The sequence below is a fragment of the Burkholderia sp. AU16741 genome (assembly GCF_002223345.1).
Classification (GTDB): Bacteria; Pseudomonadota; Gammaproteobacteria; order Burkholderiales; family Burkholderiaceae; genus Burkholderia; species Burkholderia sola.
On sequence record NZ_NKEZ01000007.1, the window covers coordinates 463,862 to 487,749 of the forward strand.

22 protein-coding genes and 1 pseudogene are annotated in these 23,888 nt (G+C 63.8%); 16 read left to right on the forward strand and 7 right to left on the reverse strand.

Going from position 1 to position 23,888, the window contains the following annotated elements:
- The first annotated feature begins 35 nt into the window (after nucleotides 1–35).
- The 5 genes from CFB89_RS18940 (at nucleotide 36) to CFB89_RS18960 (ending at nucleotide 5,178) form a co-directional block, all read left to right on the forward strand.
- Nucleotides 36–860, forward strand: a complete 825-nt coding sequence (locus CFB89_RS18940) for an Imm49 family immunity protein (RefSeq protein WP_144030132.1) — start codon at nucleotides 36–38, stop codon at nucleotides 858–860.
- Between the two features lie 491 nt (nucleotides 861–1,351).
- Entirely contained in the window at nucleotides 1,352–2,206 is an 855-nt protein-coding gene (locus CFB89_RS34375) for a hypothetical protein (protein WP_144030133.1), read from the forward strand.
- Nucleotides 2,207–2,254: 48 nt separating this feature from the next.
- Nucleotides 2,255–2,629: an endonuclease V gene (locus CFB89_RS18950; RefSeq protein ID WP_256979722.1), complete on the forward strand. Its 375-nt coding sequence runs from the start codon at nucleotides 2,255–2,257 to the stop codon at nucleotides 2,627–2,629.
- A gap of 716 nt (nucleotides 2,630–3,345) precedes the next feature.
- The gene (locus CFB89_RS18955; protein WP_089469184.1) at nucleotides 3,346–4,278 is read left to right on the forward strand and encodes a hypothetical protein; all 933 of its coding nucleotides are present in this window, start codon (nucleotides 3,346–3,348) and stop codon (nucleotides 4,276–4,278) included.
- A 90-nt stretch (nucleotides 4,279–4,368) separates the two neighbouring features.
- Nucleotides 4,369–5,178: a hypothetical protein gene (locus CFB89_RS18960; RefSeq protein ID WP_089469185.1), complete on the forward strand. Its 810-nt coding sequence runs from the start codon at nucleotides 4,369–4,371 to the stop codon at nucleotides 5,176–5,178.
- 133 nt (nucleotides 5,179–5,311) lie between these two features.
- Here CFB89_RS18960 and argG read toward each other — a convergent pair whose 3' ends face one another.
- From argG to CFB89_RS18975, 3 genes are all read right to left on the reverse strand, one after another.
- On the reverse strand, nucleotides 5,312–6,649 hold the full coding sequence (gene argG / locus CFB89_RS18965) for an argininosuccinate synthase (RefSeq protein WP_089469186.1): 1,338 nt from the start codon (nucleotides 6,647–6,649) through the stop codon (nucleotides 5,312–5,314).
- Between the two features lie 318 nt (nucleotides 6,650–6,967).
- Entirely contained in the window at nucleotides 6,968–8,038 is a 1,071-nt protein-coding gene (locus CFB89_RS18970; RefSeq protein WP_089469187.1) for an FUSC family protein, read from the reverse strand.
- A 171-nt stretch (nucleotides 8,039–8,209) separates the two neighbouring features.
- A complete protein-coding gene (locus tag CFB89_RS18975; RefSeq protein WP_089469188.1) occupies nucleotides 8,210–9,742 on the reverse strand; it encodes a sensor domain-containing diguanylate cyclase in 1,533 nt (510 codons plus the stop codon).
- A 584-nt stretch (nucleotides 9,743–10,326) separates the two neighbouring features.
- Between CFB89_RS18975 and CFB89_RS18980 the strand changes: the two genes are divergently transcribed.
- The 4 genes from CFB89_RS18980 to CFB89_RS18995 all read left to right on the forward strand — a co-directional run bounded on the left by CFB89_RS18980 (nucleotide 10,327) and on the right by CFB89_RS18995 (nucleotide 14,469).
- On the forward strand, nucleotides 10,327–11,862 hold the full coding sequence (locus CFB89_RS18980) for an amino acid permease (protein WP_089469189.1): 1,536 nt from the start codon (nucleotides 10,327–10,329) through the stop codon (nucleotides 11,860–11,862).
- A 265-nt stretch (nucleotides 11,863–12,127) separates the two neighbouring features.
- Nucleotides 12,128–12,373: a DUF3717 domain-containing protein gene (locus CFB89_RS18985; RefSeq protein WP_012338561.1), complete on the forward strand. Its 246-nt coding sequence runs from the start codon at nucleotides 12,128–12,130 to the stop codon at nucleotides 12,371–12,373.
- A 264-nt stretch (nucleotides 12,374–12,637) separates the two neighbouring features.
- The gene (locus CFB89_RS18990; RefSeq protein WP_089469190.1) at nucleotides 12,638–13,555 is read left to right on the forward strand and encodes a LysR family transcriptional regulator; all 918 of its coding nucleotides are present in this window, start codon (nucleotides 12,638–12,640) and stop codon (nucleotides 13,553–13,555) included.
- 116 nt (nucleotides 13,556–13,671) lie between these two features.
- A complete protein-coding gene (locus tag CFB89_RS18995; protein ID WP_089469191.1) occupies nucleotides 13,672–14,469 on the forward strand; it encodes an alpha/beta fold hydrolase in 798 nt (265 codons plus the stop codon).
- A 40-nt stretch (nucleotides 14,470–14,509) separates the two neighbouring features.
- Here CFB89_RS18995 and CFB89_RS19000 read toward each other — a convergent pair whose 3' ends face one another.
- From CFB89_RS19000 to CFB89_RS19015, 3 genes and pseudogenes are all read right to left on the reverse strand, one after another.
- On the reverse strand, nucleotides 14,510–14,863 hold the full coding sequence (locus CFB89_RS19000; RefSeq protein WP_006482519.1) for a hypothetical protein: 354 nt from the start codon (nucleotides 14,861–14,863) through the stop codon (nucleotides 14,510–14,512).
- Between the two features lie 443 nt (nucleotides 14,864–15,306).
- On the reverse strand, nucleotides 15,307–16,002 hold the full coding sequence (hutC, locus tag CFB89_RS19010) for a histidine utilization repressor (RefSeq protein WP_069618629.1): 696 nt from the start codon (nucleotides 16,000–16,002) through the stop codon (nucleotides 15,307–15,309).
- A gap of 181 nt (nucleotides 16,003–16,183) precedes the next feature.
- A pseudogene (locus tag CFB89_RS19015) lies at nucleotides 16,184–16,429 on the reverse strand (porin); the annotation flags it as partial.
- A gap of 578 nt (nucleotides 16,430–17,007) precedes the next feature.
- Between CFB89_RS19015 and CFB89_RS19025 the strand changes: the two are divergent.
- The 3 genes from CFB89_RS19025 (at nucleotide 17,008) to CFB89_RS19030 (ending at nucleotide 18,399) form a co-directional block, all read left to right on the forward strand.
- A complete protein-coding gene (locus CFB89_RS19025) occupies nucleotides 17,008–17,442 on the forward strand; it encodes a cupin domain-containing protein (RefSeq protein ID WP_089469193.1) in 435 nt (144 codons plus the stop codon).
- 288 nt (nucleotides 17,443–17,730) lie between these two features.
- Entirely contained in the window at nucleotides 17,731–17,871 is a 141-nt protein-coding gene (locus CFB89_RS34980) for an HHHH-motif protein (protein ID WP_179233478.1), read from the forward strand.
- Between the two features lie 63 nt (nucleotides 17,872–17,934).
- Nucleotides 17,935–18,399, forward strand: a complete 465-nt coding sequence (locus CFB89_RS19030; RefSeq protein WP_089469194.1) for a DUF3761 domain-containing protein — start codon at nucleotides 17,935–17,937, stop codon at nucleotides 18,397–18,399.
- A 106-nt stretch (nucleotides 18,400–18,505) separates the two neighbouring features.
- Here CFB89_RS19030 and CFB89_RS19035 read toward each other — a convergent pair whose 3' ends face one another.
- Complete coding sequence (locus CFB89_RS19035; protein WP_089469195.1) at nucleotides 18,506–19,861, reverse strand: polyhydroxyalkanoate depolymerase; 1,356 nt, start codon at nucleotides 19,859–19,861, stop codon at nucleotides 18,506–18,508.
- 284 nt (nucleotides 19,862–20,145) lie between these two features.
- Between CFB89_RS19035 and CFB89_RS19040 the strand changes: the two genes are divergently transcribed.
- From CFB89_RS19040 to CFB89_RS19055, 4 genes are all read left to right on the forward strand, one after another.
- Complete coding sequence (locus CFB89_RS19040; RefSeq protein WP_089469440.1) at nucleotides 20,146–20,808, forward strand: glutathione S-transferase family protein; 663 nt, start codon at nucleotides 20,146–20,148, stop codon at nucleotides 20,806–20,808.
- A gap of 239 nt (nucleotides 20,809–21,047) precedes the next feature.
- Nucleotides 21,048–22,298 (forward strand): Crp/Fnr family transcriptional regulator, encoded by a 1,251-nt coding sequence (locus CFB89_RS19045; protein WP_089469196.1) that lies wholly within the window; start codon nucleotides 21,048–21,050, stop codon nucleotides 22,296–22,298.
- A gap of 12 nt (nucleotides 22,299–22,310) precedes the next feature.
- On the forward strand, nucleotides 22,311–23,075 hold the full coding sequence (locus CFB89_RS19050) for a flagellar motor protein (RefSeq protein ID WP_089469197.1): 765 nt from the start codon (nucleotides 22,311–22,313) through the stop codon (nucleotides 23,073–23,075).
- A 25-nt stretch (nucleotides 23,076–23,100) separates the two neighbouring features.
- The gene (locus tag CFB89_RS19055; RefSeq protein WP_089469198.1) at nucleotides 23,101–23,772 is read left to right on the forward strand and encodes an OmpA family protein; all 672 of its coding nucleotides are present in this window, start codon (nucleotides 23,101–23,103) and stop codon (nucleotides 23,770–23,772) included.
- Nucleotides 23,773–23,888: the final 116 nt, after the last annotated feature.

The window sequence follows — 23,888 nt, forward strand, 5'->3', positions numbered from 1 at the left end:
ATTGTGCTATTGAAAGAAGACTGAAGGACAGATTTGTGAAAAAAATTCCAACTACCGAGGAAGCGGCTAATCGGTTGAATCATGTCTTGGAGAGGCGTGCGTTCGATATTTCGAGTGGTGTGGTGGATAATTGTATTGCCAATATAGAAGGTGATTTGGGTGATCCATCCGGATGTCTGCGCACGTTAATGAGTTATGCGGAGGCATCGGCAATTTCGGTATGGTTCGAGACCGGCGATATTGCGGCCTTCAAGCAATGGTTCTATGTCCGTGCAAAGCTGGAGTATATTCTCTCGAAGTCGAAATATAATGAGCCTATTGGTGCGTTGGCATACGAACGCAGGGCGATTAATGGTATTTATTATTTGATTTCGGATCACGAGGGGTTGCTTAATTGGTATGGTGGAATTGATTCTGAATTTGACGTAAAGAGAATAAATAACCATAATGTATTTGATTTTTGGGCGGAGCAGTTTTTTGTTGCGCTGCGTGGGGATTGGGACGTATTGAGGGAGCGCTGCGAGAGAGCGATTTCAAATCCTCCAAGGGGTGGTAGGGGGAGAAAATTTCTGGTCGATCATAGATTTTATTTGGCACTTGCGGAGGGGGACGTTAATGGGATGGAGGTCGCGCTTGGTGAATTGGTTTCGCCGAAATCAATTTGCAAGCGTGCATCTCTGGATGGAGGATTTTTTGCCGACTTAATTTGTGCTTCAGCGGTTATTTATAGCAAGCTTGCTTGGCGGAATGGTTATAAGGTGGATGTTGATAGTGCATACGTACCAAAGGAGTGGATGTCGGAAATTGGGCCGAAGGCATATGTCGATGAATTCGAGTTTATGTCGAAATATATGATTTGAGCGGGTTTTGTTTTCGTTGATGGATCGTCTGATTTTCAAGATGAATTTGAAACCCAGTTGGTCTTTCAGTATTGTTGATGCCGTTGGCCGCGGAGAGTCAAAGCAAGCGATGCGCATTCCACAACATTTGTCCAACGCATTATCGACAGCTGCGACATTGATGACGACAGAGGGTGAATTCCCGCCTGCCGTCCGAATAGACCTTCTTCAATTGGTCGAAGTGACCTGCCTGATTTCTTCGTGCTATTGCAATCTCGGAGAACGGCCCCGGTTGCTTTAGTTGAACAATGCCGCTGCTTGAACTCGCCGAATCCGGCCACGCTGAACCTAGCCGATGTCAGTATTGCAACCATTAAGCTGGGACCGAGCAGTGCGGCCGGAAACCAAGGGGGCGCATTCATGGCATGTAAGAATTGCAGTGGGATCATTCCGCCTCAGGTTAATGTCATCACCGGGAGGAAATAAAATTGAATCGGGTAAAGATTGAGTTGATGGAACTGAAGGGTGGACGGTATTTCCTCCTGGGAAGGGAATTTTCCGGAGTTGGCTTCGAAATTGCGCAGGATAAGAAGGTGCGTGCGATAGAGTTGGCGAATGGTATCGAGGCGGGGGGGTATCATCCACTTTGCGCTAGCCCTGGTGATCAACTTGACCAGGTTGATCTCACCGGAATGCTGTCTGATTACGAGGTGCCGTTGTATCAGGGGCATCCATTCAGTGGAATCGGATACGAATTTGATGATGGGGCGTGTACGCGGGAAGTCTTTCTGCGGAATGGCATCGTGTATTCAGAGGCCAGGTGGACCGAGGCCGGTCAGATGGTTTATTTTGATATTCCTAATGAGGAGTTTGGCGAGGTTTATGAGTGGTACTCGTCCGGTGAATTGAAGAGTGTAGATGTAACGACCAATTCCGAGTTTTATGGCGGGATGCGCTTTTCCGAGGATGGGGAGCTCGTAATTTTGAGTGCTTGTAATGGCTTTCTGGAAGCCGTTCCGCGGATAGCAGGAAAGGCTCGATTTTTTCCTATTTCTAATATTCATGATATCGAGAGACTGAAGATCTCGAGTGATCTAACTTTATTCGGAGGGGATATTGAAGGTGAATTCTTTTGCTATTTGATGGATGGTGGTGTTTTGAAAAAAGTTTCTGTGCTGAGGTTGATAAATGTAGGAGTGAATTTTTTGAGTTTGATTGATCTTCTGCATTTGCAGGAGTTGCATGTGGATGGGGTTGAGTTAAGAGGAATCAAGCACGGAAATGGCGAGTGCCTTGATGTTGGGTCATTTGTGAAACAGCACGGGTTATCCATTAAGGTTTTTGTGGATGGGCGCGAGGTAATGTGATTTTAATTATCGACGTTTCCTACAGGGGGCAGTGCGCATGCCGCAGGAATAATGATTAAATCATGGGAAAGTAGCGTGGTGGCAGAAAGGCTGACGGCTGCAGTTGACGGACTCTCGAGCTACATCCCCGGAAAATTCTATTTGCGTGAATTGCCGTTTATCATCGAGTTGCTGAGGTATATTGAGCATCCGCTCGAATGTATCGTCGTCGATGGCTATGTGACGCTTGGCGCCGACGAGTATCCAGGCGTCGGTATGCGGTTGTGGCAACACCTTCGTGGCAAGGTTCCGGTGATTGGCGTTGCAAAGACGAAATTCGTGGGAACCCCAAAAACGCAGAAATTTTGCGTGGTGGAAGTTCGAAGCCACTGTTTGTTACTGCTGTCGGAATCGATTTGGAGTCGGCGAAGAGCAATATTATGAAAATGGTCGGGAAATTTAGAATCCCGGATCTGATCAAAGCCACTGATAGACTCTCCCGAGATTCAGTGAACTCGTGATAGCGAGGTTCGACGGCGTTGGCCCGCGGTGCCAAGCACCGACCGCTGTGAGCGACCACCTTCACGACGCATCCGTGAGGATGCTCGGCTCGTCCGGGATCACGCGGATTAACCACATCGCCTGACCCCGCGTCCGGGCGAGAACGGGAATGCTTCGAGCGACAAAGCCCCTAGAAAACTCCCTCGATAAACCACCCTAAAGAAATCCCCCCCACTGCCGTTACCTTCCTCGGTAGCTCAAAAAAAGTATTACCAAAGCCATACAACCCAACCACACGACCAGATAACCGAGGGGGCGCCGGCCGGCGAAGCCGTGCGCAGTATCAGAAGATGGGATGCACCGATTCGATTGGTGCGCGCAGGCACCGGGGCTGGCGCGCGCTGTGTCTTTGCCTTGCCGCGGCATGCCTGCTGCTGCACGCGGTTCTCACCGCTGCGTGCGCGTTCCCGCACGACCACATCTCCACGCTCGTACCCGTCGCGCCGAATATCCGGCAACCGACGCGTCTCTCATCGCGCTTCCCCAACACATCACCCAAGCATTCACCGTCGCTCGAGGAGGCCCACACAACCCACCTGAAAAGTAACGCGATTCGAATCTAGACCACTAAAAAAGCATCAAAAAAATCGAGGATTGAATTGAACAAGCATTCCCTTTGTCTGCTGACCGCAGCTGCAATTTCGGTATTCGTCGTCGCCGGTTGCGGCGGCGGCGACGGCTCGTCGAACGCAAGCAGCGGCACGCCTTCCAATACCGGCGGCGCCAATAACGCAGCCAGCGCACCGGCCGTCGCGTCCACACCGCTCGCAGCAGCCCCCGCAAGCGCCCCCGTCGCATCGTCGCAGCCGGTGACGGTCGGCGAGGCACTGCCCAGCCTGACGAACCCGCAACCCGGTTCGACGGCCGCAACGGCGACCGGCCCGATCGGGATCTGGTCGGCATCCGGCAACCTCGGCTATTCGACGATCGCGTTGATCGACCCGCACAACAACCTGAGCACGCTCAATCTGCTCGGATCGTTCGTGATGTCCGACGATTTCTCGACCCTGACCGTCAACGGTTCGACGTGGTCGATCGCGCCGGGTATCAACTTTGCAGGAACGAGCGGCACCGTCACGAAGATCGATTCGGGCTCCGGCGCATACAGCCCGCAGCAGACGTTGTCCGGCACGATCAGCCGCAACGGTACGGCGTCGAATTTCACGTGGACCTACAACGCCGCGAACGCGCTTGCCGTCACGCAGGACAGCGTGGTGGGCACGTGGGCGACGATCAACGCATCGTTCGCGATCGCATCGGGCGGTACGCTGACCGGCACGCTGAGCGGTTGCAATTTGAGCGGCACGCTGCAGCTTTCCACGCCCGGCTCGAACCAGAACATGTACGACATGACGGTGACGGCCTCCGCGTCGACGGGCTGCAAGCTGCCGGCCGGCGTTCCGCTGGCGGGCAGCGCCGCGATCATGTTCGTGCCGATCACGGGAACCAACGGCTTCAAGCGCTCGATCCTCTACGTGCTGCGCGCGGCTGATTACAGCTTCATCGCGTACGGTCAGGTGATCAAACAATAAACGCACGGTCGCACCGCCCACGGCGCGTCGACGCGCCGCGTGCGGCGGCCCGATGAACACGTTCCGTCAACAACGAAAGCCACTGATCCAATGAAGAACTCCTCCAAAGCCACCCTGGTCGGTTGCGGCCTGCTCGTGACGCTGCTGTCCGGCTGCGCCACGTTGCCGAATACCGACATGAAACCCGAGGCGCGTCAGAAGCTGCATTCGATCGCGATGCTCGACGTCACCGAGCCGAAGCGTGTCTCGGTCCTCAATCTCGGCGGCGCGGCGGGCGGGTTCGGCCTGATCGGCGCGCTCGCGCAAGTGGCCGTCAACGCGAGCCATACGAGCACGTACACGGATCACGTGGCGGCCAGCAAGATCGTGTTCGCCCCGGACATCGCGGAAGGCGTGGCGGGCCGCCTCACCGGCAACGGCTATCAGGTCGTGAAGCTGGACGGCCAGAAGGTGAAGCTCGCCGATGACGGCAAGTCGGACGACTACTCCGCGATCCAGACCGACGCGGACGCGATCATGAACGTGTGGTTCACGTCGTTCGGCTATATCTCACCGCCAAGCCAGCCCGACTACATCCCGTGGGTGGTCATCCGCGCGCGCATTCTCGACGCGAAGACGAAGCAGGACCTCTATTACAAGACGTTCGCGTGCGGCTACGACGTCAAGGCGAACAGCGTCCACATCGACAGCGATTTCGCTTACACGTACGGCAGCTTCAGCGATCTCGAGAAGAATTTCGACAAGTCGGTGGAAGGCATCAAGTCGTGCGAGAAGTCGGTCGCGGACATGATCGGCCAGGATCTGGCGCGTACGCCGGCGCCGGCCGCTGCCGCTGCTTCCACTGCTTCGACGGTATTGACGACGACTGCGGCCACCGCGACCGCCGCGGCATCGAAATAACTTTGACGCGCCTGCAGGATCGTCGCGATACGCGTGGCGAATCCGGCAGTGCTTGAAGAAAAAGCGGGAAGGGAAGGACTGCATGCAGCCGGGCGGTCGTCACGCCGCCCGGCTGCTCGCGAAAGCGACTGGCTTACTTGTCGCCGTCGCCCTTGATCTGCGGCAGTGCCGACGTCTCACCCGGCGTCAGCAGCCCGACTTGCGAATACACGCGCAGCTTGTCGCGCGTATCGGTGATGTCGAGGTTGCGCATTGTCAGCTGGCCGATCCGGTCGCGCGGCGAGAACGTCGACGCCACCTTCTCCATCGACAGGCGTTCCGGCTGATACGTGAGGTTCGGCGACTTCGTGCTCAGGATCGAGTAGTCGTTGCCGCGGCGCAGTTCGATCTTCACTTCGCCGGTGATCGCGCGGGCGACCCAGCGTTGCGCGGTTTCGCGCAGCATGATCGCCTGCGGGTCGAACCAGCGGCCTTGATACAGCAGGCGGCCGAGGCGGCGACCGTTCTCGCGGTACTGCTCGATCGTGTCTTCGTTGTGGATGCCGGTGACGAGACGCTCGTACGCGATGTACAGCAGCGCGAGGCCCGGGGCTTCGTAGATGCCGCGGCTCTTCGCCTCGATGATGCGGTTCTCGATCTGGTCGCTCATGCCGAGGCCGTGGCGGCCGCCGATCCGGTTCGCTTCCAGCAGCAGCTCGACCTGATCCGTGAACTCGACGCCGTTCAGCGCGACCGGCTGGCCGGCTTCGAAGCGCACCGTCACTTCCTCGGCGGCGATCTTCACGTCGTCGCGCCAGAACGCGACGCCCATGATCGGGTTCACGATCTTGATGCCGCTTTCGAGGCTTTCGAGATCTTTCGCTTCGTGCGTCGCGCCGAGCAGGTTCGAATCGGTCGAATACGCCTTCTCGGCCGACATCTTGTACGCGAAGCCGGCCTGGTTCATGAATTCGGACATTTCGGCGCGGCCGCCGAGTTCGTCGATGAACGTCTGGTCGAGCCACGGCTTGTAGATCTTCAGATCCGGGTTCACGAGCAGGCCGTAGCGGTAGAAGCGCTCGATGTCGTTGCCCTTGTACGTGCTGCCGTCGCCCCAGATGTTGACGCCGTCTTCCTTCATCGCGGCGACGAGCATCGTGCCCGTCACGGCGCGGCCGATCGGCGTCGTGTTGAAGTACGTGACGCCGGCGGTCGTGATGTGGAACGCGCCGCTTTGCAGCGCCGCGATGCCTTCGGCGACGAGCTGCGCGCGGCAGTCGATCAGGCGGGCGCCGGCTGCGCCGTATTCGATCGCGCGTTTCGGGATCGCGTCGTAATCGTCTTCGTCGGGCTGGCCGAGGTTCGCCGTGTATGCGTACGGGACGGCGCCCTTCAGTTTCATCCAGTGCAGCGCGGCGCTGGTGTCCAGGCCGCCGGAGAAGGCGATACCGACCTTCTGGCCGGTCGGGAGGCTTTCGAGAATCGTGCTCATAGGAATTACCGTGGATTGAAGCCGGTGGGATCGTATTTCGCGGAATATGCGAGTATCGGCTGTCCGGGAAGTTGGGGCAAGGGCTGATTTTGGTGCGGAACCGTCGTCGCGCCTGTCGCGGCGGGCCTGACGGGCGGTTAACCGGCTGGAGAACGCCGTGCCGGACGGCGTTGCATCGCCGCCGAAACACGCGCCGGCGAGCCGGGCGGCGACGGGATTTCCGGGGCCGGATCGACGGTCAACCCGGGTCGCCGTCGCAAGCGCGTCGCCTCGTTGCGCAGAAAGCAGTTTGAAAGAAAGACGCGCGAAGTCGGAATTTCAGATATTCCATGACCGCGCGGTATCGAGCAGCCGCTCGCGCAACTGGTCGACTTCGCCGGCCAGCTTGGCCGTGATCGACACGTAGCCGGACAACTGCGGCGGCCGCGCGTCGTGCGGCGGCTCGGCCGGCCTGCGGCGGGGCGCAAGCCGGCTCGGCGTGCCGAACTTGAGCGCGCGGCTTGCGCCGACCAGCGTGTCGCGGATGCGCCGGTGCACGCCCTTCATCTCGACGCGCATGTATTCGCGGGCCGCCGCGTCGTCGGCGGCCGGCAGCGCGCTCGACAGGATCTCCAGATAACCGATGCACAGGCGCAGGCTGCGCTGGATCGCCTCGAGCTGCGTCATCGACGTCTCGCATTCCTTCGACACCGACGGCATCAGCGAGCGCAACTGCACGAGCAGCGCGCTCAGCGCGGCCATTTCCTTCAGGTGCGCGTCGTCGCTCACGTGGCGGTCGCCCGCGAGCCGTGCATGCACGGCCGCGCACGCGCGCAGCGCGTCGGCGAGCTTGTAGCGCCACGAGTAGGTTGCGTAGAGCGGCAGCGCGAACGAGAACGCCAGCGCGATCGCGATGCCGACCAGCACGTTCACCGCGCGCCACAGGCCGTCGACGATCTCGTTGTCGCCGTGGCCGGCGACGATCACCATCGTGATCGCCGACAGCAGCGCGATGTAGCCGGCCTTGCCGATCGCGTGATACGCGCAGATACCGCAGCCGACGGCCATCAGCAGGTAGATCGCGAACGGCGCGTGCAGGAACGAGTAGAGGAGGATCAACCCGAGCCCCGCGAGCGCGCCGATCGACGTGCCGAGCGCGCGCTCGGCCGCCTTCTTGCGGATGTTGCCGTGGTGCTGCAGCCCGCCGACGACGATCAGCACGGTGATCGTCGACCATTCGCCATGCGGCACGTTCAGCCCGGTGGACAGCGCGATCGACACGAGAATCGCGAGCGCGACGCGCGCCGCGTGGATCAGCTTCGCGTGCCGGTAGCGGCGATACGGGTCGAGCAGCGGGCGGAGCGCGTGGCGTACGAGCGGCGGCAGGCGGGTCGGGAGCGGGGCGGTCATGACGGAGCGGGAGTGGCGGGAACGCGCACGGCGGCGTGCGCGGGCCGGCGCCGCGCCGCATGCGCAGCAGACGTAACGCTAGCCGAACGCGCGCGGGCTGTCCACGCCGGGCCGCCGGGCCGGGCGGCGGGCGGCCGCATCAGGTCACGCGGCAGGTCGGAGCGGATCGCGTCAAGCGTCTGCCGCGCTCGATTGCGCGTCCAGCACGCGGTTGCGGCCGCTGGATTTCGCGCGGTACAGCGCTTCGTCGGCGCGCCGCAGCAGCGCGGCCGCGTTCATCCGGCCATCGGCGGCGGTGGCCGTGCCGATGCTGGCCGTGACGCGCCCGTACGGGCTCTTCACGTGTTCGATGTCGAGCCCCGCGATCGCGCGCCGGACGCCTTCGGCGACGGTTGCCGCGCCCGGCGCGTCGGTGTCGGGCAGTGTGACGACGAATTCCTCGCCGCCGTAGCGCGCGACGTGGTCGCTGTCGCGGCGCAGGTTGCGCGTGAGCGATTGCGCGACCTGGCGCAGCACGTCGTCGCCGGCCGGATGGCCGTAGTAGTCGTTGAACGCCTTGAAGTGGTCGACGTCGACGAACAGCACGGACAACGGGCGGCCGCTGCGCGACGCGCGCTGCGTCTCCTTCGCGAGCACCGTGTCGAACGTGCCGCGATTGTCGAGGCCCGTCAGCGAATCGGTGTGCGCGAGCCGGTACAGCTTCGATTCGGCGTCCTGCCGGCGCTTCAGCTCGCGCGACAGCGCGAGCGAGCCCCACGCGATGAACGCCGTGAACAGGCCCATCAGCACGACGGTCCAGATCGCGCGGTGGTGCCACGACGCGTAGACGTCGATCTCGGCCGGCGCGACGTCGACGATCAGCGGCAGGCCGGCGAGATGCTTGTAAACATAGATGCGCCGCACGCCATCGACGGCGCCGACCCCGGTCAGCTCGCCATGGCGGCTGCGCTGCGCGTCGATGAACAGCGGCGAATCGTGCAGGTCGAGGCCGACCACCCGCGTGTCGTAAGGCAGGCGCGACACGAGCGTGCCGTTGTCCTCGACGATCGCCGCGCTGCCGTGCCGGCCGACCGCGATGCCGTCGAGCAGCGCGCGGAAATAGTCGATGCTGAGCGTGCCGACGACGATTCCGCCGAACGTGCCGTCGGGCCGGTTGATCCGGCGGCTCAGCGCGATGGTCAGCGCGCCGCCGCGCAGCCGCGACGCGTACGGCCGGCTGATGTAGAGGCCGGGGGCGAGCCGGTCGCGATGCACGGCGAAATAGTCGCGGTCGGCGAAATTGCCTTGCCGCGCGGGCGAATCGGTCGAATCGATCGTGATATTGCCGTGCGCATCCATCACGAAAATCGAGCCGAGATAGGCGCCGGTCGCCGCGCGGTCGAACAGCAGCCGATGGCGCTGACGCGGCGGCAATGTCGTCAGTTCGGGATCGGCCATGCCGTCGACGACGTTTTGCAGCGACAAATCGTAGAGTTCGATATTGCGCGCGATATCGCGTTCGATCAGCAGCATCAGGTTGCGCGCATTTTCGACCGCATGGTCATACGCGTCGCGTCGCGCCTCGATTAATAGCGACGTGGAAAGTCCCCAACTGAACATCAGCAGGACGATGCCCGCCACGAGTACGCCGCGGGGCGACAGAATGCGTGCCACGAGCGACGCGGTATGGCGGCGCAGCGTGGCGGGCAGCGGGAATGACTTCATCCTCGGGGGAGCGGGCGGCGGCTACTCGCATCGTTGGCGGTTCCGCGCGCGGATTATTTCGAATTAGGCGTCATTATCCCGCGAATTCGGGCATTTCGTGTGCACATGCAAAAGATGCATGTGGAGAGCGCGATTCGGCAGCGATTACGCATCGTTACCGCATGGTGCGCCGGCGGCTTGATTTGAATCAGTTAACAGTGTCGGTCTTTTGTCTGATTAATCGCATAATCATCAGTCGAATTGGCCTATTGCCGCGATATTCGGTGGATCAGGACAGTATGAAGCGCCGGCTCGCGAGAAATGAAAACCGAATGACCCGACGGCAATCGTGGTTTTTGCGACGGTAAGCAAAACGACGCCGGCCGGTGCGGCAACCCGTTGATTCCGCGAAATCTCCGGCGTGGCGGCGGCCGGCGCAACCTCGGCTGCCCCCTATCGAATCAGGTAGAATCCGCGCTTCGCCGCAGGCGCCCGCCGCGCAACGCGTATCGGGGCCGCATCGAATGCATCGCAGGACGCGCACCGCGCTCCGATTCCGCATGCGCCGGCTACGGATGCCGGCCCGCTCAACGTTCGTCTCGTTTATGTCCGCCATTCCGAATTCCGACCCACCCGGTTCGCCCGCGAACCCACCCAAGCTTCATCGCGCGCTGAAGGCGCGCCACCTGACGATGATCGCCATCGGCGGCTCGATCGGCACGGGCCTGTTCGTCGCGTCCGGCGCATCGATCTCGCAGGCCGGCCCCGGCGGCGCGATGGTCGCGTACATGCTGATCGGCCTGATGGTCTACTTCCTGATGACGAGCCTCGGCGAGATGGCCGCGTTCATGCCGGTGTCGGGCTCGTTCGCGACCTACGGCGCGAAATACGTGGACGAAGGCTTCGGCTTCGCGCTCGGCTGGAACTACTGGTACAACTGGGCGGTGACCATCGCGGTGGAACTCGTCGCCGCGCAACTCGTGATGCACTACTGGTTTCCGGACGTGCCGGGCGTATGGTGGAGCGCGGCGTTCCTCGCCGTGATGTTCCTGCTCAATGCGCTCACCGTGCGCGGTTTCGGCGAAGCCGAATACTGGTTCGCGCTGATCAAGGTCGTCACGGTCGTCGCGTTCATCGGCGTCGGGCTGCTGATGATCTTCGGCATTCTGAAGGGTGCGCCGGCGAACGGCTGGGGCAACCTGACGATCGGCGACGCGCCGTTCGCGGGCGGGCTGCCGGCGCTGATGGGCGTCGCGATGATCGCGGGCTTCTCGTTCCAGGGCACCGAGCTGATCGGCGTCGCGGCCGGCGAATCGGAGCATCCGCGTACGACGATCCCGCGCGCGGTGCGCCAGGTGTTCTGGCGCATCCTGCTGTTCTACGTGTTCGCGATCTTCGTGATCGGCGTGCTGATTCCGTATACCGACCCGAACCTGCTGAAGACGGACGTGACCGACATCGGCGTGAGCCCATTCACGCTCGTGTTCCGCCACGCGGGGCTCGCGTTCGCGGCCGGCGTGATGAACGCGGTGATCCTCACGGCCGTGCTGTCGGCCGGCAACTCGGGCATGTATGCGTCGACGCGGATGCTCTACAACCTCGCCACCGAAGGCCGCGCGCCGAAGGTGTTCGCGAAGCTGTCGCCGGGCGGCGTGCCGCGCAACGCGCTGTATGCGACCACCGCCGTCGGCGCGCTGTGCTTCTTCACGTCGCTGTACGGCGACAAGACCGTGTACCTGTGGCTGCTGAACACGTCGGGGATGACGGGTTTCATCGCGTGGCTCGGCATCGCGGTCAGCCACTACCGGTTCCGCAAGGGCTACGTGAAGCAGGGTTATTCGCTCGACCAGTTGCCGTACCAGTCGAAGTGGTTCCCGTTCGGCCCGCTGTTCGCGTTCGTGCTGTGCCTCGTGATCGCGCTCGGCCAGGATTACCAGGCGTTCCTCGCGAACCGGATCGACTGGGCCGGCGTGACCGCGACCTACGTCGGCATTCCGCTGTTCGTCGTCGTGTGGCTCGGCTTCCGGTTCCTGAAGAAGAGCCGGTTCGTGCGCTACGAGGACATGGAGATCGCGCCGTGGATCGCCGCGAATCGCGGCGCGCGGCGGCAGCCGGTGGCGAACCGCGAAACCGTGGGCTGACGCCGGCGCGGCAGGTTGCCGCGTGACGGGCGACGAAACGGGAAGCCGCGCGCTTCCCGTTTTTTTTGCCCGGCTTTTGCCTGCGCGGGGTCAAAGCCGGTTATATTGCCCGACCCTACCGGGCCGTGGCCCGGCCGGCGCGACAGGCGCAGCGCGGATCGGCATCCGGCGCGCGCCGCGCGCGGCGGCCGGCGAGACGCCCGGCGTTTTCATCGCTCCAGCCTGGCCGGCATGGCCCCGCGGAGCGCGCAACCCAGAGGAATTCATGAGCGCATCACCCGCCGAGCGGAAGGCCGGACCCGTTTCCATCGTGCGAATCGAAGCCGCGATCAACGCGTGGCGCGAAGTGTATCCGCCGGCGCCGGACGGCGAGGACGGCTACGCGCTCGACGCCGGCAGCAACTGCCTGGCCGAGCTGTACGGCACGATGATCTGCTATCAGTTGCCCGACGTACCGCTCGACTCGCTGAGCCACGAGCAGCGCGACGCGCTGTATGCGACCGAGGTGTGATGCGGTCGGCACGATGCCGCGGCGCGGTGTCGGTGAACGAACGGGAAGCCTCGCGGCTTCCCGTTTTGCTTTGCGCGGCCCCGGACGTCGCCGCGAGCACGACGCTGCTCGAGCCGGGATCGGCGCCGGCTGAGGTATCGTGACGGGATCGGGAAGCAGGCGATCGAGGAGGCCGGTACGGATGGCCGGCGAGGGCGACCGTTGCGGGCGCTGTCCGCGCGGTGCCGGATGAGCGTCCGTTGCCTGTCCCGGGAGGATTCGAACATGGAGTTGAGACACCTCCGCTACTTCGTCGCGGTGGCCGAAGAGCGGAATTTCACGCGGGCGGCGGAACGGCTGCATATCGCGCAGCCGCCGCTGAGCCGGCAAATCCAGCAGCTCGAGGAGGCGCTCGGCGTGCCGCTGTTCGAGCGCACCGCGCGGCCGCTGAAGCTGACCGATGCCGGGCGCTTCTTCTATTCGCATGCGGTGCAGCTGCTCGCGCAGACGACCGAACTCGAATCGATGACGAAGCGCGTCGGCAAGATCGAGCGCAGCATGTCGGTCGGTTTCGTCGGCTCGACGCTGTACGGGATGCTGCCGAAGATCATCCGGCGCTTTCGCAGCGAATATCCGGCCGTCGAGCTGAGCCTGCACGAGATGTCGACGATGGACCAGATCAAGGCGCTGAAGGAAGGGCGCATCGACGTCGGGTTCGGGCGCATCCGCCATGAGGATCCGAGCGTGCGGCGCGTCGTGCTGCGCGAGGAGCGGATGATCGTCGCGCTGCCGGTCGGCCACGTGCTCGACAGCGCGAAGCCCGTGCTGTCGCTGCACGATCTCGTCAACGACACGCTGATCATCTTTCCGAAGGCGCCGCGCCCGAGCTACGCGGACCAGGTGCTCGCGGCTTTCCACGATCGGGCATTGCAACCGCGCAAGATCTACGAGACGCGTGAACTGCAGATCGCGCTCGGCCTCGTCGCGATGGGCGAGGGCGTGTCGGTCGTGCCGCACAGCGTGTACGGGCTCAAGCGCGACGACATCAGCTACAAGCCGCTCGACGATCCGAACCTCGTGTCGCCGATCATCATGAGCATGCGGATGCTCGACGAATCGGAGGACATCCGCGCGATGCAGGCGCTGATCTACCGGCTGTACGACGAAGCGCAGATGGAGTACCTGCCGCCGCAGCCCGAGTGAGCGCGGGGGCAAAAGGGGGCTTAGGCTTGCTTGACGCCGCGCGCGCCGGCAGGCCGCCATGCCCGGATTCGATGCGGCCGCCGCCGCGCGGCCGCTTTCATGCAGACGATCGACACATGGCCGATATCGTGACCGAGGAGATAACCGTCGAGACGCCGCAAGGACGTCTCTTTGCGAAACGCTGGCGTGCGGGGCCGGCGCGGCATGCGGCCACGCCGATCCTGTTGCTGCACGATTCGCTCGGCTGCGTCGACTTGTGGCGCGACTTCCCCGCGCAACTCGCGAGCGCGACGCAACGCGACGTGATCGCATACGACCGCCTCGGTTTCGGCCGTTCGGACCGTCATCCGGGCAAGCTCGGCACGACGTTCGTGCGCGACGAGGCCGGCCACGCGTTCGCCGCGGTACTGGAACGGCTCGGCATCGATGCGTTCATCGCGTTCGGGCACAGCGTCGGCGGCGGGATGGCGGTCGGCTGTGCGGCCGCGCATCCGGCGCGTTGCCGCGCGCTCGTCACGGTCGCCGCGCAGGCGTTCGTCGAGGATCGCACGCTGGCCGGCATTCGCGACGCCGGGCGGCAGTTCGACGAGCCTGGGCAGCTCGACCGGCTCGCGCGCTATCACGGCGACAAGGCCGAATGGGTGCTGGGCGCGTGGGTCGACACGTGGCTGTCACCGGCGTTCCGCGACTGGAATCTCGACGACGATCTGCCGCACGTGCAGTGCGCGACGCTCGCGATTCACGGCGAGGACGACGAATACGGGTCCGACGTGCATCCGAAGCGGATCGCCGCGCGCGTCGCGGGGCCGTCGTCGTTCCTGTTGCTCGCGCGTTGCGGACACATGCCGCATCGCGAGCGGACCGATGACGTGTTGGCCGCCGTCGCGACGTTCCTGCGCGACGCGGGCGCCTGAGCGCGCTCGACGTCGCCAGCGGGCGTATGCCCGCCGGCCGTCAGAACGAAAGCTGGATCGCGAGATCGATCGCCAGCAGCACGATCGACAGACCGATGCCGAGAATCACGTTCGGCAGCCGGTGCTCGAAATCGCGATGATCCTTGCGCATCGCCGCGCCGAGCAGGAAGATCGCCTCGACGACGATTTGCAGGCCGACGAACAGCAGCATCAGCAGATACTCGTAGCCCATCTGCTTGAACGCGACGAATTGCATCCCGTGATCGCGGATCCACTGGCCGACGCGCAGCAGTTCGTAGACGAACAGCAACGCAGGGAACAGATAACTGATGAAGTAGGTCGGCGCGGTGGCGTGCCGGAGTTCGAGGTGGAAGTGCTGATGCGTGGTAGCCATCACAACCCTCCTTGCAATGCATGATTGCGGTCGAGACGGGGGCGCGTGTCGCGTGCAAACTACGGGATTGCCCGATGCACAATGCGCAACCGTACCGCATCAGCATACTGCTGCGCGGGAAATTTGGCATGCGAAGTGTGCGTTCGTTGTAACAATGTGTGTGCGACGTGCGACGCGCTGGCTACGTCCCGCGCCCGTTGCGCTGCATTGGCTGGCTTACGCGATGCCCTTCCGGGCGCTTGTGCGTGCATCGCCGTTTCGCTTGTGCGCCTTCGATAAACAGCTTCGCGAGCGACTGAAACTCCCGTTTCGAACGGCGCGAGACTAAGGCGAGCGCGACGGCGCTCGGTGCGCGCCTCGCGCAGGAGGAAGGGTTGACGCGGGCCGTCAGTGCGATCGAACGCTGGGGACGATCGCGCGCGACGCGAGCCGGCCCGCGGGGATCAGAAATGCCCGGTGAACCGGTAGCGGCTGCCTGGGTGCCACAGGTTGGCGACCGACGCGACCAGCCCCTGCGACCACGTACGCCGATGCAGCAGCAGGCACGGCTCGCGGTCGTCCATCGTCAGGTGGCGGCGCGTGTCGGCATCGGGCATCGCGGCCTCGATCCGGTATTCGACGCGCTGCAGCGGCGCGACGCGCGTCAGGTACTGGTTCGGCGTCGTCGTCGTGAAGTCCTGCAATGCGTATTCGGGCGCGCAGGCCGGATTGACCCAGCGCTCCTCGAGTTGCACGGGCGTGTCGTTCTCGAAGTGCAGCACGCGCGAATGAAAGATCGGGCTGCCGGTGTCGAGCTGCAGTTCGTCGGCGAGCTTCGCGTCGGCGACGGCCGCGCCGACCAGCAGCACCTGCGCGCGATAGCCGTGGCCGCGCGCGGCGACTTCGTCGGAGATGCTGCGGATCGCGACGAGCGTCGATTCGTATTTCGGCGACGCGACGTACGTGCCGGAGCCGCGCGTGCGCGTGAGCACCTGTTCGGCCGTCAGCTCGCGCAGTGCGCGGTTCACGGTCATCCGTGCGACGTTGAATTCGCGCGCGAGCTCGTTCTCCGACGGCACCTGGTCGCCTTCCGCCCATTCGCCGGCATGAATGCGTGCGAGGATGAAGTCCTTGATTTCCTGATAGATCGGTGTGGTCATGGGATCACGATTCAGAGTCGGCAGCGGGCCGCCGCCGAATGCCGATCCGGCGCGCGCCCGGCGCCGAGTGTACCGGTTTCGCGGGCGCGCCGGCCCGGATTCCCCGAATGATCCCTGTTCGGCCGGTGCGCGTCCATGCGGGATTGCACAGAGCGGCCGGCTTTCGCCGGCCCGCGCGCGGTCAGAACCGATGGCGGATGCCGACTGTCGCGACCACCTGCGTGCGCGTCGACGAAGCCGCGAGCCCCGTGACGTTCGCGAACCCGAGCGTCGCGCCCGACGGCACGCCGAACGCGTGCTGGTACACGGTTTCCGCATACACGTCGGTGCACTTGCTCAGCGCGTAGTCGATCATCAGCGTCACCTGGTGCCACTTCGGCCGGTGGCTGCCGGTGGCGTCGTCGTAGCGGCCGTCGGTGAACGTATACGTCGTACTGGCGGCCGAGCGCCAGCGCGCCGTACCGGTCGCTCTGCAGGCCGACGTAAGCACGGCGGCCGAACATCGTTTTTCGATAGGACTGCGTTCCGTTGTTCAGGTTGAATCGCGAGTGACGCCTGCGACCGCGCGACTTCGAATTCGATGCACGCGCATCCGGTACGGCTGTCGATCGTGGCCGTGTAGCCGTTGAGCGCGGCGCCGACGGCCTGATGCAACTGGTGCCGCACGATCGCGAGGTTGTCCGATTCGACGTGGATCGACAGCAGCACGAGCGTGTCCGCGAAGGAGCGGCGTCGCGCGCGATCGGGCAGCAGATCGCATGCAGCGGCAAGTTCGGTTCTGGTCGGTGTCATGTGCTCATCCCCGGCCGCGTCGTGCTTCGCACTGCGGAGATTTCGTCCTGGACGGCGGCCGTGCTCCACGATGGGTCGCCGCGATAGAGCGTACCCCGGAAGACGTTGCTGACTGGCGAGCGGCGCAAGCGGTGAGCGCACGGTGTCGTGCCGCCGCAAACTGGAACGCTTAATGCTTGTCTCGGGTGATCCTTTCGATGAAGGAGCACCGCGATGAGCACGCCGGCCACCACCGCTTTTTCCCATGTGAAGCCGCAGGACACCGCCTATCAAGGCGAGGGCCTGCGCGACTTCTTCCTGTACCGCGATCTCGGCATCGCCGCCGCGACGAACGGCAAGGTCGTCGCGCAACTCGTCAGGGCCAATCATGCACCGGTGACGGGCACCGGCTGGCACCGTCACGAGGCCGAGTTCCATATCGTGATCATGCTGAAGGGCTGGGCGCGCTTCATGTACGGCGACCAGGAAACGCTGGTGGCGACCGGAGACTGCGTGCACCAGGCGCCGGGGATCGTCCACTACCTGTTCGACTACTCGCCGGACATGGAGTATCTGGAGATCGTCGGGCCTGCCGACTTCAAATCGATCGACGTCGACGGGCCGTGCGCGGTGCCGGAGCCGACGCCGTGGGGCGAGGCCGGGGCGTAGCGTGCCGGTCGGGTGTGCCTTTTCGACGAACCGCCTTCGGGCGGTTTTTTATGGTCCGCCGAGATCCGCGACCGACCTTCCGCTTGCGTCTATTGATTCGAATTCCAAACGGTCCCGAAGCTGAAGAACCCGAAAGAAAAGAAAGAGGTTCGTCAGCTTCGACCGTCGATCGACGATGCGATGTCAAAGATCGTCAATTGCACGTCGGCGCGGTGCACGGCCTGCCGACGACCGGCGTTAAGGAGGTACCAGCCGGATCACCGGCTGACTATCCGGGAGAGTTTCACCATGAGCCGCATCGCGAAGATCCTGACGGCAACCGCACTGGCTTGCGCCGTGCTCGTGCCGGCACTGGCCGAAGCGCATCCGCACCGCGTGTGCCACTTCGATCACCATCACCACCACCGCGTGTGCCGCTGGGTGCGGTAACCGTCGCGGTTCCCGGGGAATGCCCCGGACGCTTTCGTCATTCAGGCAAATCAGGAGAGGACCATGAAAAAAACAATGTTGATCGCCGCGCTGGTCGCCGGCATGGGTATGTCGGTCGGTGCGTTCGCGCAGGTTCCGGCCAGCGCGCCGGCCGGCACGACCGGGCTGTGCAAGGACGGCTCGTTCTACTCCGGCGCTTCGAAGAAGGGCGCGTGTGCAGGCCACAAGGGCGTGAAGACGTGGTACGGCGCATCGGCCGCTGCCGCGGCGAGCGCACCGGCCGCAACGCCGGCCACGGCGGCTTCCGCCGCGCCGGCATCGAGCGCGGCCGCCGCGAAGGGCGCCGCCGCGACGACCGCCGCCGCGCCGGGCGGCGGCGCGGGCAAGGTGTGGGCGAACGACACCACGAAGGTCTATCACTGCTCGACCGACAAGTACTACGGCAAGACGAAGCATGGCAGCTACATGTCGGAAGCCGACGCGAAGGCGAAGGGCTACCACGCGTCGCACGGCAAGGCTTGCTCGTAACGAGCCGGCCCGGCGCGCGAGCGGTTCGCTCGCGCGCCATTCGGATGCAGCAGCACACGTCGCCCCGCCTCTCCGGCGGGGCGATTCACTGTGTCGCTACCCGCGTTCAGTGCGCGTGATCCGATTGCGCTTCGGTCGCCGCATCGATTCCGGCCGTGCGCGCATCGAGCAGCGCGCGCAGTGTGACGTAATGGGTGCCGCTTGTGTCGCCTTCCGCATCCGCGGTGCGATCGTACGGCTCGTTGTCGTGAATCGTCGCGCGTACGATCGGATAAATCTGCGCCTCCCATCGGCTGCCGTTGAACACGCCGTAGTGCCCCACGCCCGTTTGTACGTGATGCGTCTTCAGGTACGACGGTAACCCCGAACACAGTTCCTGCGCAGCCACCGTCTGGCCCACTGCGCAGATATCGTCCTTCTCGCCTTCGACCGTCAACAGCGCGGTGCGATGAATCGCCGCCGGTTCGACGAGCCTGTCGCCGACCGTCAGCTCGCCGCGTGCGAGCGCGTACTGCTGAAACACTTTCTCGACCGTTTCCAGATAGAACTCCGCGGTGAGGTCAGCCGTCGCGAAATATTCGTCGTAGAAATGCCGCAACGTATCGGCTTTCGCGGGATCGCCTTTCGCGCGCTCGTAGTACAGATCGGCGAACGACGCCGCATGCCGGTCCGGGTTCATCGACATGAACGCGCCTACCTGCACGAAGCCCGGATACACGCACCGTTGCGCGCCGACGAAGCCCGTCGGCACCACGCTGATCAGGTTGTGCGCGAACCACTCGATCGGCTGGCTCGTCGCGAGTTCGTTGACCTTCGTCGGATTCACGCGGCAGTCGATCGGGCCGGCCATCAGCGTCAGGCTCGCGGGTTGTGCCGGATCGCCGCCGGCCGCCATCAGCGAGACTGCCGCGAGCGACGCGACGGTCGGCTGGCAGATCGCGAGCACGTGCGCGTCCGGGCCGATGTGGCGAATGAAGTCGATCACGTGCGTGACGTATTCGTCGAAACCGAAACGTCCGGCCGTCAGCGGGATGTCGCGCGGGTTGTGCCAGTCGGTGATGTACACGTCGTGATCGGCCAGCATCGTGCGCACCGTGCCGCGCAGCAGTGTCGCGAAATGCCCGGACATCGGCGCGACGATCAGCACGCGCGGCTGGCGTGCGACCGGCCGCGCCTTGCGGAAATGCAGCAGCGTCGCGAACGGCGTGGCCGCGGCCGCTTCCTCGACGATCGGCACCGTTTCGCCGTCGACGACGACCGACGCGATTCCGAACGGCGGCCGTCGGTGCGAGAACGCGCAGCATTCGAGCAGCTCGCACAGCGCGTCGACCATGCGGCCCGTCGGTGTCGACGTCGCCGGCGGCCACAGCGACATCGTCGCGCGCGTCGCGGCCGCCCATGCACGCGCCGGGCGCAGGCATTCCGCAGACCATTGATAAAACGGATAGGCAAGCAGATTCATGACCGTCGCTCGTGACGCCGCATTGCAAGGAACGAGGCAAGCCGTATGCCAGCATGCGGCTGGCACGCGCGTTGCAGCGGTTCGAGGGCGCGGTGGCGCGCGCGGTACGTGATGACCAGGGCGAAGGCAATGCGTCGCCTTGCTGGCCGGGCGCGCGACACGTGCCGCGATGCCGTGCGACGTTGCGCCAGTTCGGCGAACGGACCGCACAGGCGTGGTGCGCGGTCCGACGGCGCGTCCGTTTACGGTGCAGGGGCACGAACGACATTCAGCAGGGGAGCGACATGGAATCCAATGCACGGACGACGCTGACCATCAGCAGCCGTAATTACTCGTCGTGGTCGATGCGCGGCTGGTTGCTCGCGAAGCTGAGCGGCCTCGCGTTCGAGACGATCAGCGTGCCGATCGACGCCACGTCGCGCGCCGAGCTGCTGCTGCTGTCGCCGTCGATCCTCGTGCCATGCCTGACCCACGACGGCAACGCGGTGTGGGACACGCTCGCGATCGCCGAATACCTGAACGAGATCCGCCCGCAGGCGCGGCTGCTGCCCGACGAGCGCCACGCACGCGCGCATTGCCGGTCGATCTGCGGCGAGATGCATTCCGGCTTCAGCGCATTGCGATCCGCGCTGCCGATGAACCTGCGCGGGCATTTCCCCGGCTTCCGGATCTGGTCGCGCGCGCAGCACGACATCGAGCGGATCGTGACCATCTGGCGCGAGTGCCTGGCCGAGTATGGCGGCCCCTGGCTGTTCGGGGCGGAGATCGGCATCGCCGACGCGATGTACGCGCCGGTCGTCACGCGCTTCCTGACCTACGACGTGAAGCTCGAACCGGACGTCGCCGAGTACTGCATGCGCGTGCTCGCGCATCCGTTCGTCGCCGAGTGGATCGACGAGGCGAAGGCCGAGCACGAAGACATCGACGAACTCGACATGGAGTTCTGACGCGTGCGATCGCGGCGCGCTTTCAATTTCACTACAGGTGCAAGCGACGAAACGAACGATCGATGGACCCGCGCAACTCGCAAACGTTTCACCTTGATTTTGGTTCAAAACGAGCACGAATGCCCTAAAGGGCGTTGCGCCCGCTGACGTTAAACAAGGCACGGGGATGACTCGCGATCGCATGCTTCAGACATGCGACGCGCAGTCCGCAACAACCAGCGCAGCAGGGGGATCGACTTGTGAATCGTCAGCAATCGTGGACGCGTACCGCCGCGCCCGGCGAAATCATTTACTCGGAGGGCTTCGCGGGCGAGCCCGTCATCTTCCTCATTACCGACGGCAAGGTCGAGCTGTCCACGCGCTGCGACGACACGCGCGTGATCGTCGCGACGCTCGGCCGCGGCGAGTTCTTCGGCGAATCGGCGCTGCTCGCCGCCGAACCGCGTGCGCATACCGCGAAGGCGCTGTCGTTCTGTCAACTCACGGTCGTGCCGGCCGGCATCCTCGATGAAGAAATCGAGCGTGTGTCCGCGCTGCTGCGTCATATCGTGCGAACGATGATCCGCCGCGTGAAGCGCAAGGACGACCAGTTGGCGACCTATACGCATGCGGACTTCATGCCGGGCGTGCTGTCGTATGCGCACGTGCTGTCGCTGATGGCGGGCGCCGACGCGCGCGAATCGGGCGACACGTGGGCGCGCCGGCCGATGCAGGCACGTGCGGCCGAAACCTCCGTGCCGCTCGCCGAAGTGATCCGCAAATGCCGCGCGATTGCCGGCCATTCTCGGCCTCACGTGCTCGCGATGCTGCGGCGCATGGAGAAGCTCAACCTCGTCACGATCGAAGCCGCGCAGGGTGACGGCGCCGGCGGCGCAACCGACTACGCGACTTCGGCGGACGCGCGCCAGGTCGTCACGTTCGACGCAGCACGTGTGATCGATCGCGCGCAGCAGGTTGCCGATCACGATCTCGACGTATCGATCAACAGCGAACTCGAACTCATCGAACTGGCCGATCTCGCATCGCTGATTGGCGTCGACAAGACGCTGCTGCTCAACAAGCTGTCTAACGGCGAGATCGCGGAAGAAGTGTTCGCGTTCCGCAAATCGAAGGTGCTCAACTACGTCGAACAGAAAGGCGTTGCGTACTTCTCGCGCCGCAACGGCCGCCGCGGCGGCGACGTGCGCGCGCTCGAGGATCTCGTGTGGATCGACCAGCGCACGCTGTTCGACGTGATCAGCGCGTTCGATACCTATGACCTCGCGAAGCTGATCGCGAATCTCGACGATCGCGCGGTGGCCGACAAGCTGTTTTCCGTGATGACCGAAGCGCGGCGCAATGAGGTGTCGTGGGTGATGCGTCGCGAACTCAAGCTCGACCCGATCGAGATCGAGGACATCGAGCAGCGCGTGCTGGAGGCCGTGCGCGCGGCGAAGGCGCCTGCGGCGGGTGCGATGTCCGTCGCGGCGACACTGTCGTCGGATGCGTGATACGGGGGGCGTATGGATCTGTTGACCCTGGTCGGTGTGTTGCTGGGCGGCGCGGCGATCGTGTTCGGGTTCGCGCTGGAAGGCGGGCATTTCTCGATGCTGTTTCAAGTCGAGGCGCTCGTGATCGTGCTCGGCGGCACGCTCGGCGCGGTGATGATCCAGAACACGTGGGCGCGCTTCTTCGACGCGGTGAAGCAGTTGCGGCTCGCGTTCGTGCGGGCGCGCGAAGTCGATCGCAAGAACCTGTCCGACCTGCTCGAATGGGGCGACCGCGCGAAGCTCGACGGGCTGCTCGCGTTCGAATCGATGGACGTGAGCGGCATTCATCCGTTCGCGCGGCGCGGGCTCGAACTGCTGGCGAACGGCGTGTCGACCGCGGTGGTCGAAGATGCGTTGCAGCGCGAACTGGATGCGTACGAACGCAGCCGTCTCGCCGCCGTGCGCGTGTGGCAGCAGGCCGGCGGCTATGCGCCGACCTTCGGCATCCTCGGCTCGGTGCTCGGGCTCGTGCAGGTGACGAGTCATATTCTGGAGCCGGCGCAGCTCGGGCCGGGGATCGCGATGGCGTTCGTCGCGACGCTGTACGGGCTCGCGTTCGCGAACCTCGTGTTCCTGCCGCTGTATGGCAAGCTGCGCGCACAGATCGATAGCGAGATGCGGTTTCGCAAGCTGTATCTCGACGGCTTGCTCGCGATCTCGCGCAAGGAGTCGCCGCATACGATCGAGACGCGGTTGACCGGCGATGTGCGCGGGCGGGCGGCGGAAACGCTGGCGTGATTGACGAACCCGGATTCCCGATCGTATGACGGCTCGAACTGACGGCGCATCCGCCGCCGATCGCGACGATCACGAAGTCGAAGGCGCGCAGTCGGGGCGCTGGCTGATTTCGTACGCGGATCTCATCACGACGCTGATGGTGCTGTTTCTCGCGCTGTATGTGCTGCAGCTCGCGAAATACAACGCGCTCGATGCGCGGTATCAGACACTTGCACGGCAGGCTGGGGGTGCGGTGACTGCTTCCTTCGATGCCGCCAAGTCCGACTCTGCGGCGCCGTGGCTCGCGTTGCTTGATTCGTTGAAGTCGAATGGACGCATTTCGCTGGTGAAGGCGCCGCATGGCGTCGAGATCGGTATCGACGCGAAGATCCTGTTCAACGTCGGCGATGCGCGTTTGCTGCCCGATTCGTCGCCGGTGCTGAACCAGATTGCGCAGGCATTGAGCGAGCATGCAACCGGCGACATCCTCGTCGAAGGCCATACGGACAGAGTGCCGATCGCGAACGCGAAATATGAATCGAACTGGGAGCTTTCGTCGGCGCGCGCGGGGAGTGTGGTGCGCTACCTGACCGAGCGCGGTGTCGCGCCGCATCGGCTGGCGGCGATCGGGCGGGCGGATACGCAGCCGCTCGTCGCGGGGGACGATGCGGCTTCAAGGGCGAGAAACCGGCGCGTCACGATCTTCGTTGCCTACTGATCAGCGTGTTGTATTTGCGTTGTTCCTCGTGCATAGAAGTGGCCGCATATTCCCGCTCTTTAACAACATAACGAATCTCGAATGATCGCTATCTGAAATCTGCGATGCGATTCTGC

What these genes read in the sequence shown, in the direction of transcription:
- CFB89_RS34375 (WP_144030133.1), top strand. Translation starts at nt 1,352, where the DNA reads ATGGAACTGAAGGGTGGACGGTATTTCCTCCTGGGAAGGGAATTTTCC.
- CFB89_RS18960 (WP_089469185.1), top strand. Translation starts at nt 4,369, where the DNA reads ATGAAGAACTCCTCCAAAGCCACCCTGGTCGGTTGCGGCCTGCTCGTG.
- argG (WP_089469186.1), bottom strand. Translation starts at nt 6,649, where the DNA reads ATGAGCACGATTCTCGAAAGCCTCCCGACCGGCCAGAAGGTCGGTATC.
- CFB89_RS18970 (WP_089469187.1), bottom strand. Translation starts at nt 8,038, where the DNA reads ATGACCGCCCCGCTCCCGACCCGCCTGCCGCCGCTCGTACGCCACGCG.
- CFB89_RS18975 (WP_089469188.1), bottom strand. Translation starts at nt 9,742, where the DNA reads ATGAAGTCATTCCCGCTGCCCGCCACGCTGCGCCGCCATACCGCGTCG.
- CFB89_RS18980 (WP_089469189.1), top strand. Translation starts at nt 10,327, where the DNA reads ATGTCCGCCATTCCGAATTCCGACCCACCCGGTTCGCCCGCGAACCCA.
- CFB89_RS18985 (WP_012338561.1), top strand. Translation starts at nt 12,128, where the DNA reads ATGAGCGCATCACCCGCCGAGCGGAAGGCCGGACCCGTTTCCATCGTG.
- CFB89_RS18990 (WP_089469190.1), top strand. Translation starts at nt 12,638, where the DNA reads ATGGAGTTGAGACACCTCCGCTACTTCGTCGCGGTGGCCGAAGAGCGG.
- CFB89_RS18995 (WP_089469191.1), top strand. Translation starts at nt 13,672, where the DNA reads ATGGCCGATATCGTGACCGAGGAGATAACCGTCGAGACGCCGCAAGGA.
- CFB89_RS19000 (WP_006482519.1), bottom strand. Translation starts at nt 14,863, where the DNA reads ATGGCTACCACGCATCAGCACTTCCACCTCGAACTCCGGCACGCCACC.
- hutC (WP_069618629.1), bottom strand. Translation starts at nt 16,002, where the DNA reads ATGACCACACCGATCTATCAGGAAATCAAGGACTTCATCCTCGCACGC.
- CFB89_RS19025 (WP_089469193.1), top strand. Translation starts at nt 17,008, where the DNA reads ATGAGCACGCCGGCCACCACCGCTTTTTCCCATGTGAAGCCGCAGGAC.
- CFB89_RS34980 (WP_179233478.1), top strand. Translation starts at nt 17,731, where the DNA reads ATGAGCCGCATCGCGAAGATCCTGACGGCAACCGCACTGGCTTGCGCC.
- CFB89_RS19030 (WP_089469194.1), top strand. Translation starts at nt 17,935, where the DNA reads ATGAAAAAAACAATGTTGATCGCCGCGCTGGTCGCCGGCATGGGTATG.
- CFB89_RS19035 (WP_089469195.1), bottom strand. Translation starts at nt 19,861, where the DNA reads ATGAATCTGCTTGCCTATCCGTTTTATCAATGGTCTGCGGAATGCCTG.
- CFB89_RS19040 (WP_089469440.1), top strand. Translation starts at nt 20,146, where the DNA reads ATGGAATCCAATGCACGGACGACGCTGACCATCAGCAGCCGTAATTAC.
- CFB89_RS19050 (WP_089469197.1), top strand. Translation starts at nt 22,311, where the DNA reads ATGGATCTGTTGACCCTGGTCGGTGTGTTGCTGGGCGGCGCGGCGATC.
- CFB89_RS19055 (WP_089469198.1), top strand. Translation starts at nt 23,101, where the DNA reads ATGACGGCTCGAACTGACGGCGCATCCGCCGCCGATCGCGACGATCAC.